This is a genomic window from Variovorax sp. J22P240, from assembly GCF_030316855.1.
Lineage (GTDB): Bacteria > Pseudomonadota > Gammaproteobacteria > Burkholderiales > Burkholderiaceae_C > Variovorax.
In genome coordinates this window covers 200,110-215,952 of record NZ_JASZYR010000007.1, presented here as the reverse complement: position 1 = coordinate 215,952, position 15,843 = coordinate 200,110, and the positions used below count along the sequence as shown (strand labels likewise).

The window sequence follows — 15,843 nt, the reverse complement described above, 5'->3', positions numbered from 1 at the left end:
TTGACCTCATTCGAAGACTTCGTCCGCCTTGAGCAGGACGGCGCGTGGGATTGTGATGCCGAGCGCTTTCGCCGTGTTCTTGTTCACAAGCATCTCGAAACGTGTTGCTTGCTCGACTGGTATGTCTGCTGGTTTCGCCCCCTTGAGAACCTGGTCAACCTGGTGAACCACGCGGGCGGTGAACTCATCGAGTGACGGGCCATACGAGACCAAGCATCCGATCTGCACCATGAATCGAAACTCGCACAACGTGGGCACCCGATTCTTCAGCGCGAAATCTCCGACTTTTGGCCAAAACGAGGACGTCACATCGTCGGAAAAGGTCAGCAGGCCGTCCATCGATGCGGCCGCAGTGCTGGTAAGAACATTGTCAAAGTCCTCGGGACGCCGCACTTCGATGGTCTCGATGCCAACACCCAACGTGCGCGCGGAATCGCGCATTGAAAGGAGGTGGACTCGTCCGCCCGGATCGTCAGGGTTATAGATCACGCCCAGTCGCGTGAGGTTGGGCACGATCAGTTTGATGAGTTCGAGTCGCTTGGCGTCGAGTTCAGGGGCAAGGCTCTCGATACCCGTCACGTTTCCTCCGGGACGGGCGAGGCTGCGAACCAGCCCCGTTTCCACGCCACCATGGATGCCCCAGACGACGATCGGAATCCGATCCGTCGCCTTCCTCGCGGCGAACCCAGGGATGTTCGTTATCGCGACGATCACGTCGACTTTCAGACGAACCAGCTCGGCCGCCTGTGCAGCGAGTCGCTCATGCTGCCAATTTGCATACCGCAATTCGAAGATCGCCGTCCTTCCCTGGGCGTTGCCGATTTCCTGCAGTTTTTTTGCGATGGCTCGTGATGCACCACCCTCCTCTTGCGTGGACAGGACAAGAATGCCGATACGCGCCACTTTCGACTGTTGCTGGGAAGATGTTGGAGCCGGCCCAAGCAAACAAGACAACGCCAACACCATCCCCGCTCCCCAACCCAGAAGTCTCGTTTTCATCGCAGCTCCTTTCCACAGACCGAAGGCCATGGCGGTCCGCCTCCAAGGGGGGCGGACTCGTTCACTTTACGCCCCTCCGCGACCACGAGAAACAAGGAAATGCGGCTGGGCGAGGCGGTCCGGAGTCTCCTTGCGATGGGACGGGGGTGTGCCCAAGCCGCACAACGTCAGCGAGTCGGGCACGGCCGCAGATCGAGCTTCCGCGATGCAGGCGCAAGCGGTCGTCGCAGGCTAGCAGCCGAATGACGGGTCATGGCCGACTAGGGAAGTCCAACATTTGCCGGCTACGACTGCTCCCGCTGCGCACCTGCCGTACGACTGGCGCCAACGACAGGTAGGGAAAGGCCCGCTCCGGTCCTGCTGCGCGCGCCCATGCTTCCGGGGATGATGCCCAGCTCCCCGGCCTTCGCGCTGACAGCGCCCTTGCGGGTGATGTACACGTCTTCGCCGAAGTGGTGTTCCTTCTGCACGTAGTTGTGGTGGCAGTTCACTGCCTCGATGTGACTTTGGAAGTTCTTGCGGATCACCGTCTTCGCGGCCTCGATCACGCGCTTCATCATCACCTCCCGGTTGATGGCTGCGAACTCCTGCGCCCAGCCGATCGCGCGCACGTAGTCGCCGAAGTGGCGGCTGCCCTCCTCGAAATTGGCCAGGTCGCGGTCGGGCAGGTTGGCCTGGTGGCGCGTCGCGTCCTGCTTGGCCAGTTCGATGAACATCGTGCCGATGTAGTTGCCCACGCCGCGCGAGCCGGAGTGCAGCATGAACCACACGAATCCTGCTTCGTCCAGGCAGACCTCGATGAAATGGTTGCCCGTGCCCAGCGTGCCCAGGTGCTGGATGTGGTTGGTCTTCGCCAGCTTCGGGTAGTCGCGGCACAGCGCGGTAAATCCCGGCTCGAGCTGCGCCCATGCGGTGTTGACCGCGCCCGGCGCCTTTTGCCACGCGCCCGAGTCGCGCGCGCCCGGCGAGCGGCCGTGCGGCACTGCGCGCTCGATGGCCGAGCGCAGCGGGCCCAGGTTGTCCGGCAGGTCTTCGGCCACCAGCGTGGTCTTGCAGGCGATCATCCCGCAGCCGATGTCCACGCCCACTGCTGCCGGGATGATTGCACGAATGGTCGGGATCACAGAGCCCACGGTGGCGCCGATACCAAAATGCACGTCGGGCATGGCCGCGATGTGCCGGAAGACGATGGGCAGGCGCGCCGCATTGGTCAGCTGGCGCTTGGCCGCGTCTTCGACCGGCACGCCGCGCGTCCACATCTTGATGGGCACGCCGCCGGGCACGTCATCGTGGAGGTAGTTGGTTTCCATGGTCTTCTCGCATTGTTGAGCACGATGGGGCTCGAGCCCGTGTCACTGCGACGAGCAGGGGCTTGACCGCCGAAGGCGCTGGCGGCGCGGTCTGCCATGTCTTCACCCAACCTCACCCGGCATTGGGCCGGGCGTGAGCTGGAGAAATAGGATTCACCCGCGGAATCACGGCGTGAGCCATCCCGGAGACCCCGGGCGCAGGCCAATCCGGCAGCCCTTGAAGTCGTGACGATCGGGCGGCCGAAGTTGGGCTCTTGCGTGCGCACGTGCCGCCGCAGGTCCGTGCCGCGCGCATCGCCGACGAATACAACGGTCGGGTCAACCGACCTCTGCCTCTGGAGGACAAGTCTCAGTGGCCAATCGTGGGCTGGCATGCTGAGACGGCACACGGCTCTCAAACAGACGTGAAGTACGAGCCGTCTCAGTGACTCGCTCGCTACTCGTTGCTGCACCGCACTTTCAGCGCTACCCGAATCGAGAATGGGCCGCCGCAGGCAATCGGGTAGTCGGGTCGCGCCGGAGGCAGGCATGCGTTCGGGTTCTAATGCGAGCCATGAGTACGACCTACCGCATGCCCGGGGCAGTTTTGACCGAGCGCGAGCACTCGGTTCCCTTGGTTCACGGCGACCCGCTGCGTGGCACGATCAGCGTGTTCACTCGCGAGCTTGCTGCACCAGACGGTCTTGATCGCCCCTACCTCGTCTTCCTTCAGGGCGGCCCAGGCTTCGAGGCGGCTCGCCCGACGAGCCCGCCCTCAGGGTGGATGGCGCGTGCCCTTGCCGACTTCAGGGTCCTGCTGCTTGACCAGCGCGGCACAGGGCGCTCCACGCCCGTCGGGCCAGTCATCCCAGGGGCAGCGCCTGCCGACCAAGCCGAGTACCTCACGCATTTCCGCGCCGACTCGATCGTGCGCGACCTCGAACTGATCCGCGCTGAACTCGGCGTCGAGCGCTGGAGTCTGCTCGGTCAGAGCTTCGGGGGATTCACCTCGCTCACCTATCTGTCGCTGGCGCCCGAGGGCCTGCGGGAGGTACTGATCACCGGAGGCCTCGCGCCGATCACGAATCGGCCGGTCGACGAGGTCTACGCGGCGACATGGGCGCGCGTGCGCGAAGCGAACCAGCGCTATCACGCGCGATACCCAGGAGACCTCGATCGTTTGCGGACGATCCTGCGCCGGCTCGACGAGGAAGATGTCCGCTTGCCCAACGGCGACCGTCTCACATCGCGTCGGTTTCGGCAGACCGGAATGTGGCTCGGCGACAGCGCCGGGTTCGAACGGCTGCACCACCTGCTCGAGCTGCCCTTCGGCTCGGCCGCATTCATGGTCGACGCGCAGATGGCGTCATCTTGGGAGCGCAATCCGATCTACGCGACGCTCCATGAGTCCTCGTACGCCGACGGGGGTGCCACCCGCTGGTCGGCACACCGGCTCGCGCCCGAGGAGGCGATGACCGGCGACCTCCTCGGCGCAGAGCACGTCTTCCCTTGGATGTGGGACGACTACTCGGGCTTACGCGCGCACCGCGAGGCGGCGCAGCTTCTGGCCCAGCATCCATGGCCGCGCCTGTACGACGCTGACCGCCTCGCCCGCAATGAGGTCCCCGTGGCAGCGAGCGTGTACGTCGACGATGTCTACGTGGAGCGATCATTTGCCGAGGAGACGGCCCGTGGCGTTCGTGGGTTGCGGGCCTGGGTTACCAACGAGTACGCCCACAACGGCCTGCGGGCCGATGGCGAGCGCATCGTGGGTCGCCTGCTCGACATGGCCCGCGGCCGGGCGTGAACCGATGGACGTGGCCTTCGCGTGCCCGGCAAAGGAATGTCTGCAGAGCGCTGGCTAGCGGTCTTCCGTGCTTGCCTTCCTGAAGGGCCGCTGTCGCTGCACTCCTGCCGGACGGCGATCAATGGAGTGGTCTTGGGCATTCCCGGGCTTTTGCTGTATGACGGGCCCTGAACCGTCGACGACGGATTCCGTGCGGGCCGGGCCCCCTTCGACGTACCCGACCGGCTCGACGTCGACAACGCGGTCTTGCGCCGCATCGCTCACCGCATGGCTACGATAGCGGGATGCAAAGTGCAGCGGGCTCCATCGGCGAGCGGCTGGTCAGTGCCGCCGCGCGCTCCTTCGTTGGCCGCGAGGGCGAGATCCGGCAGTTCGAGAGCCTGCTGCAGGCAGCCCTGCCGCCACAGGCATTGCTGTGGTTGCACGGTCCGGGCGGCATCGGCAAGAGCACGCTTCTGATCCAGTTGCGCGACCATGCCGCTGCGTTCGGACGACGCACGGTTTGGCTTGATGCGGCGTTGATCGAGCCGCAGCAGGCGGCCTTTGTCACGGCACTTGGACTTGACGATCCGCGCGGCCCGGCGGGGGACGATCCCGGTGTGCTTTTCATCGATACCGCCGAGCGGCTGGAACCTTTGCTCGCCTGGTTGCGAGATGCGTTCCTTCTCGCGTTGCCGGGGCATTGGCTCGTCGTGTGCGCGGGCCGCCAGGCGCCTGCTGCCGACTGGCGCACCGATTCCCGGTGGGCAGCGTTGATGCAGGTCACGCGGCTGGAGCCGCTGGACGAATCCAGCGCCCGCTCCTTGCTGACGGCGCGTGGTGTCGACATCGCATTGCATGACGAAGCCCTCGCTTTTGCCCGTGGAAATCCGCTCGCGCTGGCGCTGCTGGCCGACCTGCTGGTGCATCCAGGTGCCCCGGCCTCGGTGGTGCCCGCGGAAGGCGAAGTCGTGCAGGCCTTGGTTCAGCGCTTCACGCGCGACGCGGCAACCGGGCGCCAGCGCGACGCGCTTCGCGTGGCTGCCTTTGCGCGCCACACCACGCTGCCAATGCTGTCCGCGGTCATCGGCCCCGACGCTGCAAGCCCGCTTTTTGAATGGCTGCGCGGACTGTCCTTTATGCGGGCCGGTCCGCACGGATTGGTGCCGCACGACCTGGTGCGCGAGGTACTGGTCGCTGATGCACTTTGGCGCGACGCGGCGGGCAGCGAGGCGCTGCGCCGCGCCATCAACCGCCACTGCTACGAATGCATCGCCGCCAGCACGGGCAGCGACAGGTTGCATCAACAGGCCGAGGTGCTCTACGTGCAGCGTCACCAGCCGTTCAAGCAGCCCTTCTTCGACTGGGAGGCGCTTGGGCAGCACCGCGTCGAGCCGGCCCGCGATGCGGACCTCCTCGGCATCGAGGCCTTGGTGGCGTGCCACGAGGGCGATGCGTCGCTGGCGTGGCTGCGGCACTGGTGGCAACGCCAGCGCGATGGCTTTCGACTGTTCTGGAACGCTCAGGGCGGCTGCGACGGCTTCCTGCTGATGCTGCGGTTCGCGGCCGACACGCCGGCCTTGGATCGTGCAGACCCGGCCGTCCGGGCAGCCTGGGCATTCGTCGACAGCGAGCGGCCGCTGGCCGGCGAAGACCAACTGGTATTGCTGCGCTACTGGATGCACGCGCAGGCGTACCAGGCTGTGAGCGCCGCCATCAATCTCACCGCCATGCACGTGGTCTCGCACCTGATCACGCATCCGGAGGCCGCTTGGAGCGTCGTCTACATGGCAGACCCGATCTTCTGGCAGCCTCATTTCGCCGGCGTCAATTTCTCGCGTTGTCCAGCAGCGGATTTCCGCGCGGGCGAGCATTGCTTCGGCGCCTTCGTCCATGACTGGCGGTTCGAGCCCCCCGAGCGTTGGACTGCGGGCGACTACACACCCATGCCGTTTGCGAGCGCGCCCGCCGCACGCGCGCCAGGCGCGTTGGCAGAAGCTGACTTCATCGACGCCGTGCGCCAGGCGCTGCGCGATCTCAACGACGACGCGGCTCTGCAGCGCGGCCCGCTTGCGGCTGAGCTGGGCCTCACGGGGGTGGCGCTCCACGAGCGCCTGCGCGAGGCGGTGCAACGCCTGGGCGCACAGCCGCGCGATGTGAGGTTTCGAGATGCGCTATGGCGGACCTACATCGAGCCCGCGTTCAAGCAGGAACAGGCAGCGGCCGAACTCGGCGTTCCCTTTGCGACCTATCGGTACCGGCTTCAGCAGGGCATCGAGCGGGTGGCGGCCATGCTCAGGACCCCCTGAGGATTTCATCAGCGATTCAACCGCGCTTCATCTGGCCGGCGCTGACGACCGCACGTAGCCTTGTCTCGTCGACAACGACGGGAGATCGCCATGAAGCCCGCATTCCCCTCACGCCGCCGCGCGATGGGCGCACTCGCCGCACTGGCCCTGTTGCCGCGTGCGGGCAGCGCCAACACGCTGCACCAAAGGCCGCTTCGCGTGGTGTTGCCCTACCCGCCCGGTAGCCCCGGCGATGTGGTGCTGCGCGCAGTGGCGATGCGCTGGCAGGCACAGACCGGCCAACCATTGCTCGTCGAGCATCGCAGCGGCGCCTCCGGAACGCTGGGCGCCGAGGCAGTGCTGCAGTCCGCGCCAGATGGCCACACCCTGCTCTTTGCCACCAGTGACATCCTGGTGAATAACACGGCGCTGTTTCGCAACCTGCGATACGACGCGCGGCGCGACTTCAAGCCCCTAGCGCAAGTCGGTCCGGTGCCGCTTGTGCTGGCGGTGCCAGTGCATCTGCCGGCGGATGACCTCGTCGCATTCACGGCATGGGCCAGCGCGCGAACCATTGCGTATGGCTCCTGGGGCGAGGGCAGCCATGCGCACATCGTCGGCGAGGCGCTGATGCGCCGACTTGGTCTGCGCGCGGTCCATGTGCCCTACCGCGGGCTGGCACCGATGCTGCAGGACCTGATGGGCGCACAGATCAACGCCGGATTCGGCGTGCCCCCGAGCGTTGCGCCGCTCGTCGCGGGCGGCCGGTTGCGAGCGCTGGCCGTCACTGGCGAGGCGCGCAGCGTCGCCATGCCAGGCGTTCCGACCCTGCTGGAATCAGGTTACCCGGAACCCGCGTTCCGCCTGCGCCAATGGGCTGCGTTCATGGCCCGGTCCAGCGTGCCGCAGGGATTGTTGACGCAACTGGAGTTCGAACTGGCCGCGGCCGTCGCGCACGAGAACACGCGCACGGTACTCCTGTCGGCAGGCTTCGAATCCGCACGCGCCGCAGGGCCCGCGCAAGCGCAAGCGTTGATTGATTCCGACCTCGCCGTGGTCCCCGCGTTGATCCGGGAACTCGGCGTCCTGCCGCAGTGAGGCGCGTAATGAAGCCCGCATTTGGCACGGTTGCCGTGGCAGGCGCAAGCATGGCGGGCTTGCTCGCCGCGTGGGTGCTCGCCGCGCATGCGCGCGAGGTGTTGTTGATCGAGCGCGATGCCGTCCGCGACCAGCCTCCACTGCCGCGCAAGGGCGTGCCGCAGGGCCGGCATGCCCATGCGCTGCTGGCCAGTGGCCAGCGCGTACTGGAAGGGATGTTTCCGGGACTCACCGAAGAATTGGCGGAGGCCGGCGCTGCGGTGGGCGGCGGCGCCTTCTTCACCGCCGGCGGCTACCTCGAAGCGGACGCTCGCCAAGGCAGTCTCTACTCCAGCCGCGGCCTGCTGGAAGCAGAGGTCCGGCAGCGCGTGTTGGCGCTTCCAAACGTAACGCTGCACGAGAACTGTCAGGCCGAGCCGCCGCAGCTTGTTCGTGGACGGGTGGAGGGCATGCGAATCACGCGTCTCGATGGCGGTGGCACGGCGGAGTATTGCTGCGAGCTGGTTGTCGACGCCAGCGGTCGCGGCTCACGCATGCCGGCGTGGCTGACGGCATGCGGTTATGCAGCGCCCCCCATCCAGCGCGTCGAGGTCGGCATGCGTTACGCAACGCGGCACTTTCGCCGCACGCCCGGCGAACTGGGCGGGCGCAGCTTCCTCAGCGTCTCGCCGACACCGGCACTTCCGCGCGCTTGCGGCGTTCTGGCTCAGGAGGGCGAGCGCTGGATCGTCACGTTGATCGGGTACTTTGGCGACCAGCCGCCAGCCGACGACGCGGGCTTTCTCGCCTTCGCACGCAGTTTGCCGGCATCCGACGCAGCGGTGCTGATCGAAGGCGCCGAGCCGCTCGATGCGATTCACACCTACGCTTTTCCGGCCAACGTGCGCGTGAGCTATGGGCGAATGGCGCGCCGCCCCGCCGGGCTGTTGGTGATCGGCGACGCACTGGCCAGTTTCAGCCCGGTCTACGGGCAAGGCATGAGTGTGGCAGCGCTCGAGGCGCAGGCCTTGAAGTGCTGCCTGGAGGCTGGCATCAAAGGACTCGAAGAGCGCTACTTCAACGCCGCCGCGGGGGTGATCGAAGCCCCGTGGACCATCACCGTCGGCAATGACCGGCAATTGGCGCCGGGTGGCCCCCATGGAAGCATGCCGCAGCGTCTGCGCTGGCGCTGGGTGCAGCACGTGCTTCGCGCCGGTCATCGCGACCGTCACATCGCCGAGGCCTTCTTGCGCGTTGCGCGCCTGCTCGACCCGCCGACGGCATTGCTGCGCCCGGCATTGGTGGCGCGGGTCATTGCAGTTGCGGGGGTCATGCGGACTTGAGAATGCGGGTCTCGACGCCGGTGAAAACGCTGTGGGCACGCGGGGGTGGAGCGTTCCCTTCTCACTGGCAGTCAAACGGCCCCACCGCTTATCCTGCCGCCATTCGCAGCACGAGGCGGGCAACCGGCATCAGTCCGTTTGGCGGGGTCAACACAGCATGGACACGAGCTTGCGGAGCAGTCCCGCGAGACGCCGCGAAAAGGAATGGACGAAAAAAAGCCGCCAGGCTGTGACGCGCGGGCGGCCTTCGGAAAGCACCAGGGCTTTAGAACACGACCTTGTCGCCGATCACGATCGACTTCACCCAGGCCTTCTTGTTGGTGACCGTTTCCGAGTCGCCCAGGTTGAAGTCCAGCGCGGGCGTGATGCCGCCAGGAACCTGCGTGGTCGGGTTCTGGAAGTTCCAGATGCAGGCCTTCGGGAAGGCGCCCAGGAACGCGTCCAGGGCCATCGCCGGGCCATGCGGCTGCAACTGGTTGAGCACGCCGTTCAGCAGCACCGGGCCGCCCGACACCGGGTAGGTGTTGGCGCCCGTGCGATACCACTTAGCCTCGCCCGGCTTCACCGAGTAGCGGAAGTAGCCGTCGGCGGTGGGTTGCGGCTCCATGTCGCGGATCAGCGTGACGAGGTTGATGTAGCTCAAGCCATCGCAGTTCGGGCTCACGGTCGTGGTGACGTACAGGTCATCCTCGATGGTGGTGTCGCCGCGCGCCGAGGTGTTGAGCTTCGCCTCGAAGGCGATGCCCGGGTAGTCGGCCAGCGCGAGCTTGTGCAGGAACGAGATGCCGTAGACGGCCTTGTTGCCAAACACACCGTTGTTCAAGCTGCGGCTGGTGGCCTTTGCCTTGGCGATCGATTCGAGCTGCACCGCGTCGACGACACCGCCCTCGCTGACGACCGTCACGGTGGAGTTGTTGTCGGAGAAGTCCACCGAGCAGGCCGTCAGGGTCAGGCCGGTGCGCGAGCAGTCGGCATCCTTCCACGTCTTGGGTACCGGCGGCGCAGGCGGCTCGACCGGCGCAGGTGCGGGTGCCGGTGCAGGCGGCGAGACGCCATCGTCGGGTGCGGGTGGCGGCGGCGGCAGCTCGTCGGTCAGCACGGGAGTCGGCGCGGGCGCTTGGGCCACAGGGGCAGCAGCAGGAGCAGGCGCTGCCGCGATCGGGAAGGCGCCACCGCCTCCACCACCACCACCGCCGCAGGCCGCGAGCGACAGCAGGAGCGCCGTCGCCAGGAGAGGTTTTGTAGTTTGCATGTTCATCGTTTTGGGAAGCCCGGGGAAAAGCCCGCCGGAGCAAACCGACACGGGCACGCTCGCGCGCGCCAGGATCGGCTAGAGCCGTGAGCCTTCGTCGTTAGCAGTCGGCGAAGTCCAGTTCGTGGATTTCTTCGGTGGGGTGAAAGCTGCGGCGGCGCGCGTTCAGGAACTCGGCGGTGTCCACGGCCTGCTTGCGCGAGGCGAAGGCCTCGACGGCCGGGCTGGTGCTCAGCCGGTTGGAGAGCCGCTCGATGCGGTCAGCATGGGGATAACGCTCCAGGCAGAACGCGCTAGGGATCGTCGGATGCGGCATCGGTTGCCAATGAATCGGGGCGGGCAAAAGAAAAACTCCAGGGAATCAAAAAGTAGTAAGACGGCTTGAGAATGGGCGAAGGGATCGCGCCGGCCAGCGCACGGGCCACCACGCGCTAGCTGGGAAGCGGCACTCGTTCACGAATCGGTCATGGGTGCGGTCCTTCGGCAGCCATAGGCGCACGCAAGCAATCGCGGCGAGAGTCGCGGGTTTCACGGTTCAAATTTGTCCAAGAACGGGCAACATCGCCCACGCATGCACTCAGCTGTGGTGCATGCGTCGGTGTCTGTCGTGGTGCCCCTGCCGGGGCTCAAGCCTCAGGAGGCTTCGTTGCGCTGGCGGTAGCGCGGCTCGGGCCGCGGCGGTGGCTCGGCGTCCATGTTCCAGCGCGCGCCGAAGCTCGCCATGTACGCCACCACGCGCTCGATCTCTTCATCGCTGAGCACCTGGAATGCCGCCATGAAGAACGCTCGCGTCGTACTGATCTCGCGCGGAGTCTGTCCGCCCGTGTGCTTTCGCCACTGTTCGGGCTGCACTGCAAACAGGCGCGCCATCTCGTATGCCGTGAGACCAAAGTGCTCCTTGAGCTCCTGGAGGTCTCTCGGCGTCGGCGCACGGTAATCAGTGACCGGGGGCGTGATCCGCATGGGCTTCGCCTGGTCGTCGCTGGAAGCCGTCACTTTGGCTGTGTAGCGCGGGCTGTTGGATTCATCGGTGTACGTCCTTGAAGGGTTGAGGGCGCTGCGTTCTCGCTGCACCACAGCATGAATTTTACCGACCCTTTCGGTCGCACACGGGAGTAGTCGACCAAAGTACTACGTGCACTATTTCACGTTGGCGTTAGTTGCGTGCGCGCAAGGCGCGTCGCCGCGGCTACGCACCATGCGGGAGAGCTGCTGGCCGATCTTCTGGGCGATCTGCCGACCACGCGTACAGCGCCGGCAGGCAGCTGCATGGGATTGCGGTACTGGGTTGAATGGAGCTCGAACACGCCCCCGCCAAGTGGAGGTGTCGCACGCGGAACTTGATAGGGGGCCGTATCAGCCCAGCGCGGCGAAGACAGAGGCTAATGGGCGGGCGCGTTCATTCGGGCCTCACATCAAAGTCATCATCTTCATAGATGTGCATGATCTCAGGGCGCCGCATTTGTCGGCCCTTGGACAGCCTGGCGCGCTCACCCTTCCTGGAGTACTTCGACAGTGCCGCAAGACGAGCGAGTTCCTCGGTGGATTCCTTCACGGTCCCGATGTATCCAACATCGCAAGCGTGTACGAATACCCACCATTCACGCGGTGGAATGCTCATGGCTTGGTGGCGGTTGGGGACGGCTTGCGCATAGCTGAAATCAAAAGCAGAAAGTGCTCGCGAGCGTGCACTCCTTGTCTGGGATTGGCGATCGACGCTCACGATGGCACTGAATTTTGGCGCGAGGAACACCCGGGCGCCCCCTCCTTGACGGGGGGGCACCTGCGATCGGTCGGTAGATTTGCAGCGGCGGCGCGATCGCTGGATTGGCCGGGTCGTACGACGGCCGCTGACTCATGGGGACTTGGTTCATGAAATTGCCTGCATCGATGGCTGTACCGAAGAGCGCGGAAGGAGTGGGTGCGATACGAACTCTGACAATCGAGGTCTTCTTCGATTTCGTCTGCCGTGGTGCCTCATCGGCAAGCGGCATTTGGACGCCGCTGCGCGCAAACTTGCCGAACTGCGGCAGGACGTGTGTCTCGATGTCTTCTGGCGGTCGCATGCCTTGCTTCCCGACACCCCAGAAGGCGGCGTGCCTTATCGAGCCTTCTATGTGGCACGTCATGCGAAGCCATCATCAGGCGCCGCGCCCAAGTGCAGCAGGTCGGCAACGCTGCGGGAGTCCAGTTTGCCTTTGATCGAATCCAGGTCTTACCGAACACGGCCAAGGCTCACGCGTTAATAGAGCGCACCAACAAGACTCAGCAGGCGAAGCTAGTCGATCGCATCTTCACGGCCTACTTCCTCGAGGGCAAGGACATCGGCAATTGCTCCGTGCTTGAACGTCTTGCTCTGGAATGCGGATGAAAGCGAGACGGCTGCAGCAGCCCTGGGGGCGATGGATTCCGCGCCGACAGAACGAACCCGGCGGGCGCCCGCTATCCTCTTCATGGAGTGCCATTCTTTGTGGTCGACGAGTCGTTGGCATTCTCGGGCGCAACGCCCTCCGAGACGATGCTGGACGCCATCTTGCAGGCGCTTGACGCGTAGACGGACATGTCTGCGCGGCGGCCTTTCAAGCAGTGCCACCGAGATAGATATTCGGTAGATCTGCAGCCCAGCGTTGGAGACCGGCGGACGCGAATTCCTGCAACATGCAAGGAGGACCTGACGCTCGCGATCTGGGCGAACTGCCGAAGCGGCTGTTCAACGCTATTTTGTTGGCCGCTGCATCCCGCCCACCGTCGGAAGTCAAGTTCCAAGGTTCAGCAGTCGTACACCGGCAAGCATCCCAAAGTCAGCTTTAGGGCACTGCCGCCGCTCAGTTTGAAAACTTGAACAGCCGCAGTCAGTTTGCAGCGATAGTTCGCGACCGTCGCACGAATACCCGCTCATGGCCGGGACCGCCTGTCCGCCAAACTCGCCTAGCAGGCGTTGGCCAACCGGGAGATCACGCCGAAGGTCAGCTGTCAGGCGCGGCCGCGAATTGGTGCTCGCGGCCCTGAATCGACATACCTGGCGTGAATTCCAAAGTCAGCTTCCGCCCGCATTGCTGCCGAGATGGGCAAGGCCGCTCAAGAGCAGCAAGGTGGCATCGTTGGATGGCTTCGTGCCCGGCAGCGCCACTTGATCGAAATTGGCCACCGCCGCCACGTCATGGCTGGCCTCCTCAGAGAAGCAAATCACAGCGCACTGAGGGAAAGCCGGCATTCGCCCCCCGCTCAAGCGCAGGACAATCGCTCGCATCCCACGCTGCGAGCAAAGTCCCATGCACTCCGGCAAAGCCACCCAGATCCAACTCGACATCACGTCCGATCTTCAGAAGTGGCGCGCGTTTCTCGCCATCGCCGAACTCGGCAGCCTGACGCGCGCGGCACTTTTCTTGGACAGCAACCAGTCGCTACTGAGTCGTCATCTGAATGCGCTGGAACGGGAATGCAAAGCTCGCCTCTTCAACCGCACCGGCCGCGGCGTGGCGCTGTCGGATGTGGGGCAACGCATCTTCCCTCTGGTGAAGGCACTGCTTTCGGATGCGGAGCAACTCGAGCTGGAAATCCACGGTGAGGCGCGTGAGCCCTCCGGCCGGGTCACCATCGGATCGCTGCCCTCGATCACCAATCCGATCGTCGGCCGCCTTTTCAAGCAGTTGCGCGATCGTCATCCCGGGATCCAACTCAAGATCCTCGAGGGCTCCAGTGGACAGGTGGAGGAATGGCTCGCCGATGCGCGCGTGGACATCGCCATCCTCTATCGTTACGGCAGCGCGCTGCACGAGCTGGAGCAAGCGCTGGCCACCGTCGACAGCTACCTGATCGGTCCGGCAGGCGACCGGCTGACGAAGGCACCCGAGATCTCCTTCTCGTCGCTGCACGAGTTACCGTTCATCTTGCCGAGCGCGCCCAACGGACTGCGGACAGCGCTCGACGCCATGGCGCGTCAGGAGCACATCACTCTCGCGCCGGCTCTGGAGGCCGATTCGCTTCCGCTCATGCGATCGACGGTCGCCGAAGCCAGGCTCTACACCGTCTTGCCCATTCACGCCGTTTGGACGGAGGTGCAGGAAGGCCGATTGCAAGCCGCCAGGATCGTCTCGCCACCGCTGCAACGGATCGTTTCCATGGCATTGGCGCGCACGAAGGGGCCTGGCCGGGCCGTGTCCGCTGTCGCCTCGGAGATCGTCAGCATCGTGGAAGACAGCGCACGCACCGGCATGTGGCATTTCGGCGGTCCTGCGTAGCCGCCGCCTTGCAAGCGCGCGCATAACAGCGTTGCGGTGCGCGCAGATGCGCCGCCTGCGCTTGTCCCCTAAGCTCGTCGGCAACGATCGATCACTGGAGACACCCGCATGCCAAGAATTTCCCTGCCCGCGCCTGAAACGATGAATCCCGAGCAGCGCGCCGTCTACGACAAGATCATTTCCGGCCCGCGCGGGCGCATCCAGGGTCCACTTCGCGCCGCCCTCCACAACCCCGAACTCGCGGACAAATGGCAGGCGATCGGCGCCCTGCTGCGCTACGGCACGACCCTGCCGCCGCGGCTGTCCGAGATCGCAATCCTCGTCACCGGGCGCGCCTGCAATTCGCCTTTCGAGTGGTACGCCCATCGCGCCGAGGCAGAAAAGGCCGGCATCGAGCCCCCGATCATCGAAGCGCTGCTCGCGCAGACCGAACCGCCGGGCATGTCGGCAGACGACGCCGCCGTCTACCACTACGCGGTCGAGCTCAACCGCCACAACTCGGTTTCCGATGCGACCTACGCGGTCGCCCTTGCGCGCTTCGGCGAGCGGACCGTCGTTGAACTGACGGCCCTGGTCGGCTACTACACGATGGTCGCGATGACGCTCAATTGCCACGAGATTCCGCTGCCGGAAGGCGTGGCGCCAGCGTTCCCGTTGCCTCAGAAAGCAGCGCTGCAATGAGCGACGCGGCAAGCGCGCGGCGTGCTGCCCAGGGGTGGGATTGCCACGCCCACCTGTTCGGTCCGTACGATCGCTTTCCGTTGACGGCCGAGCGAAGCTACACGCCACCTGAAGCCATCGAGTCGGCGTATATGGACCTGCTCGCACGACTCGGCCTGGGCCAAGGCGTGCTGGTGCATCCAAGTGCCTATGGCAAGGACCATGCGCTGCTGTTGCACGTGCTGGCCGCGCAGCCCGCCCTGCGCGGCGTGGTCGTGGTGCAACCTGGTGATCCACTGGCGCTTGGCGGCTTGCGTGAGCGCGGCGTGCGTGGCGCACGCTTCAGCCATCGCAGCGGCCCTGGCACCAACTTCGCGGGCAGCGCGTCATTCGACGACCTGTGCGCGTTGGCCCCTGCACTGGCGGATGCCGGCCTGCATGCGGAACTCTGGACAGACTGCAAGGCCTTGCCGGCCATTGCATCGCAGTTGCGGGGATTGCCCGTCCCCATCGTGATCGATCACATGGGGGGCTTCGACGTGAACGCTGGCGTCGACGATGCAGGGTTCCGCACCCTGCTCGGCCTGCTGGAAACCGGCAAGGTCTGGGTCAAGCTTTGCGCCTACCGCAACCTGCTCAGTTCATCCGCCTGGCAAGCGGGGCGGCCGTTCCAGCAAAGGATGATCGAAGCCAACCCCGAGCGTCTGGTGTGGGGCAGCGACTGGCCCCACCTGCGCGTGACGCCCGTTCCCGATACCGCGCAATTGCTCTCGATGTTCAAGGAGTGGGCGGCGAGCGAAGTTGTCGCAGACAGGGTACTGCGCATCAACCCGGAAGGCCTTTACCGATGAAAGCGCCCACCGCGGCGAGACAGCTTCCACGGGCCGGGCTGTCGGCCCTCGCCAGTC

The 15,843-nt window shown here is 65.4% G+C and carries 13 protein-coding genes and 1 pseudogene; 8 read left to right on the top strand and 6 right to left on the bottom strand.

Annotated elements, in window-relative coordinates:
• Positions 1-6: 6 nt before the first annotated feature.
• Positions 7-999 (bottom strand): ABC transporter substrate-binding protein, encoded by a 993-nt coding sequence (locus QTI24_RS19230; protein WP_286602629.1) that lies wholly within the window; start codon positions 997-999, stop codon positions 7-9.
• 287 nt (positions 1,000-1,286) lie between these two features.
• A pseudogene (locus tag QTI24_RS19225) lies at positions 1,287-2,309 on the bottom strand (RtcB family protein); the annotation flags it as partial.
• Positions 2,310-2,862: 553 nt separating this feature from the next.
• Between QTI24_RS19225 and QTI24_RS19220 the strand changes: the two are divergent.
• The 4 genes from QTI24_RS19220 (at position 2,863) to QTI24_RS19205 (ending at position 8,782) form a co-directional block, all read left to right on the top strand.
• Positions 2,863-4,095: an alpha/beta fold hydrolase gene (locus QTI24_RS19220; RefSeq protein ID WP_286602627.1), complete on the top strand. Its 1,233-nt coding sequence runs from the start codon at positions 2,863-2,865 to the stop codon at positions 4,093-4,095.
• A gap of 284 nt (positions 4,096-4,379) precedes the next feature.
• Positions 4,380-6,383, top strand: coding sequence for an ATP-binding protein (locus tag QTI24_RS19215; RefSeq protein WP_286602626.1), 2,004 nt, complete (start codon positions 4,380-4,382; stop codon positions 6,381-6,383).
• A gap of 90 nt (positions 6,384-6,473) precedes the next feature.
• Entirely contained in the window at positions 6,474-7,460 is a 987-nt protein-coding gene (locus QTI24_RS19210) for a Bug family tripartite tricarboxylate transporter substrate binding protein (RefSeq protein WP_286602624.1), read from the top strand.
• Positions 7,461-7,468: 8 nt separating this feature from the next.
• Positions 7,469-8,782 carry an FAD-dependent oxidoreductase gene (locus QTI24_RS19205; RefSeq protein WP_286602623.1) on the top strand — a complete coding sequence of 438 codons (1,314 nt, stop codon included), beginning with the start codon at positions 7,469-7,471 and terminating at the stop codon, positions 8,780-8,782.
• A 265-nt stretch (positions 8,783-9,047) separates the two neighbouring features.
• Here QTI24_RS19205 and QTI24_RS19200 read toward each other — a convergent pair whose 3' ends face one another.
• The 4 genes from QTI24_RS19200 to QTI24_RS19185 form a co-directional block, all read right to left on the bottom strand.
• On the bottom strand, positions 9,048-10,034 hold the full coding sequence (locus QTI24_RS19200) for a hypothetical protein (RefSeq protein WP_286602622.1): 987 nt from the start codon (positions 10,032-10,034) through the stop codon (positions 9,048-9,050).
• Positions 10,035-10,134: 100 nt separating this feature from the next.
• Positions 10,135-10,377, bottom strand: a complete 243-nt coding sequence (locus QTI24_RS19195; protein WP_286602621.1) for a hypothetical protein — start codon at positions 10,375-10,377, stop codon at positions 10,135-10,137.
• 290 nt (positions 10,378-10,667) lie between these two features.
• Entirely contained in the window at positions 10,668-10,997 is a 330-nt protein-coding gene (locus QTI24_RS19190; RefSeq protein ID WP_286602619.1) for an XRE family transcriptional regulator, read from the bottom strand.
• A 436-nt stretch (positions 10,998-11,433) separates the two neighbouring features.
• The gene (locus QTI24_RS19185; protein WP_286602618.1) at positions 11,434-11,757 is read right to left on the bottom strand and encodes a hypothetical protein; all 324 of its coding nucleotides are present in this window, start codon (positions 11,755-11,757) and stop codon (positions 11,434-11,436) included.
• A gap of 435 nt (positions 11,758-12,192) precedes the next feature.
• On the opposite strand from QTI24_RS19185, the gene QTI24_RS19180 reads away from it, so the two are divergent.
• The 4 genes from QTI24_RS19180 to QTI24_RS19165 all read left to right on the top strand — a co-directional run bounded on the left by QTI24_RS19180 (position 12,193) and on the right by QTI24_RS19165 (position 15,786).
• Complete coding sequence (locus QTI24_RS19180) at positions 12,193-12,405, top strand: DsbA family protein (protein ID WP_286602617.1); 213 nt, start codon at positions 12,193-12,195, stop codon at positions 12,403-12,405.
• Between the two features lie 901 nt (positions 12,406-13,306).
• On the top strand, positions 13,307-14,275 hold the full coding sequence (locus QTI24_RS19175; RefSeq protein WP_286602615.1) for a LysR substrate-binding domain-containing protein: 969 nt from the start codon (positions 13,307-13,309) through the stop codon (positions 14,273-14,275).
• Positions 14,276-14,383: 108 nt separating this feature from the next.
• Positions 14,384-14,956 carry a carboxymuconolactone decarboxylase family protein gene (locus QTI24_RS19170; protein ID WP_286602614.1) on the top strand — a complete coding sequence of 191 codons (573 nt, stop codon included), beginning with the start codon at positions 14,384-14,386 and terminating at the stop codon, positions 14,954-14,956.
• Complete coding sequence (locus QTI24_RS19165) at positions 14,953-15,786, top strand: amidohydrolase family protein (protein WP_286602613.1); 834 nt, start codon at positions 14,953-14,955, stop codon at positions 15,784-15,786. The genes QTI24_RS19170 and QTI24_RS19165 overlap by 4 nt, the downstream gene beginning before the upstream one ends.
• Positions 15,787-15,843 lie beyond the last annotated feature (57 nt).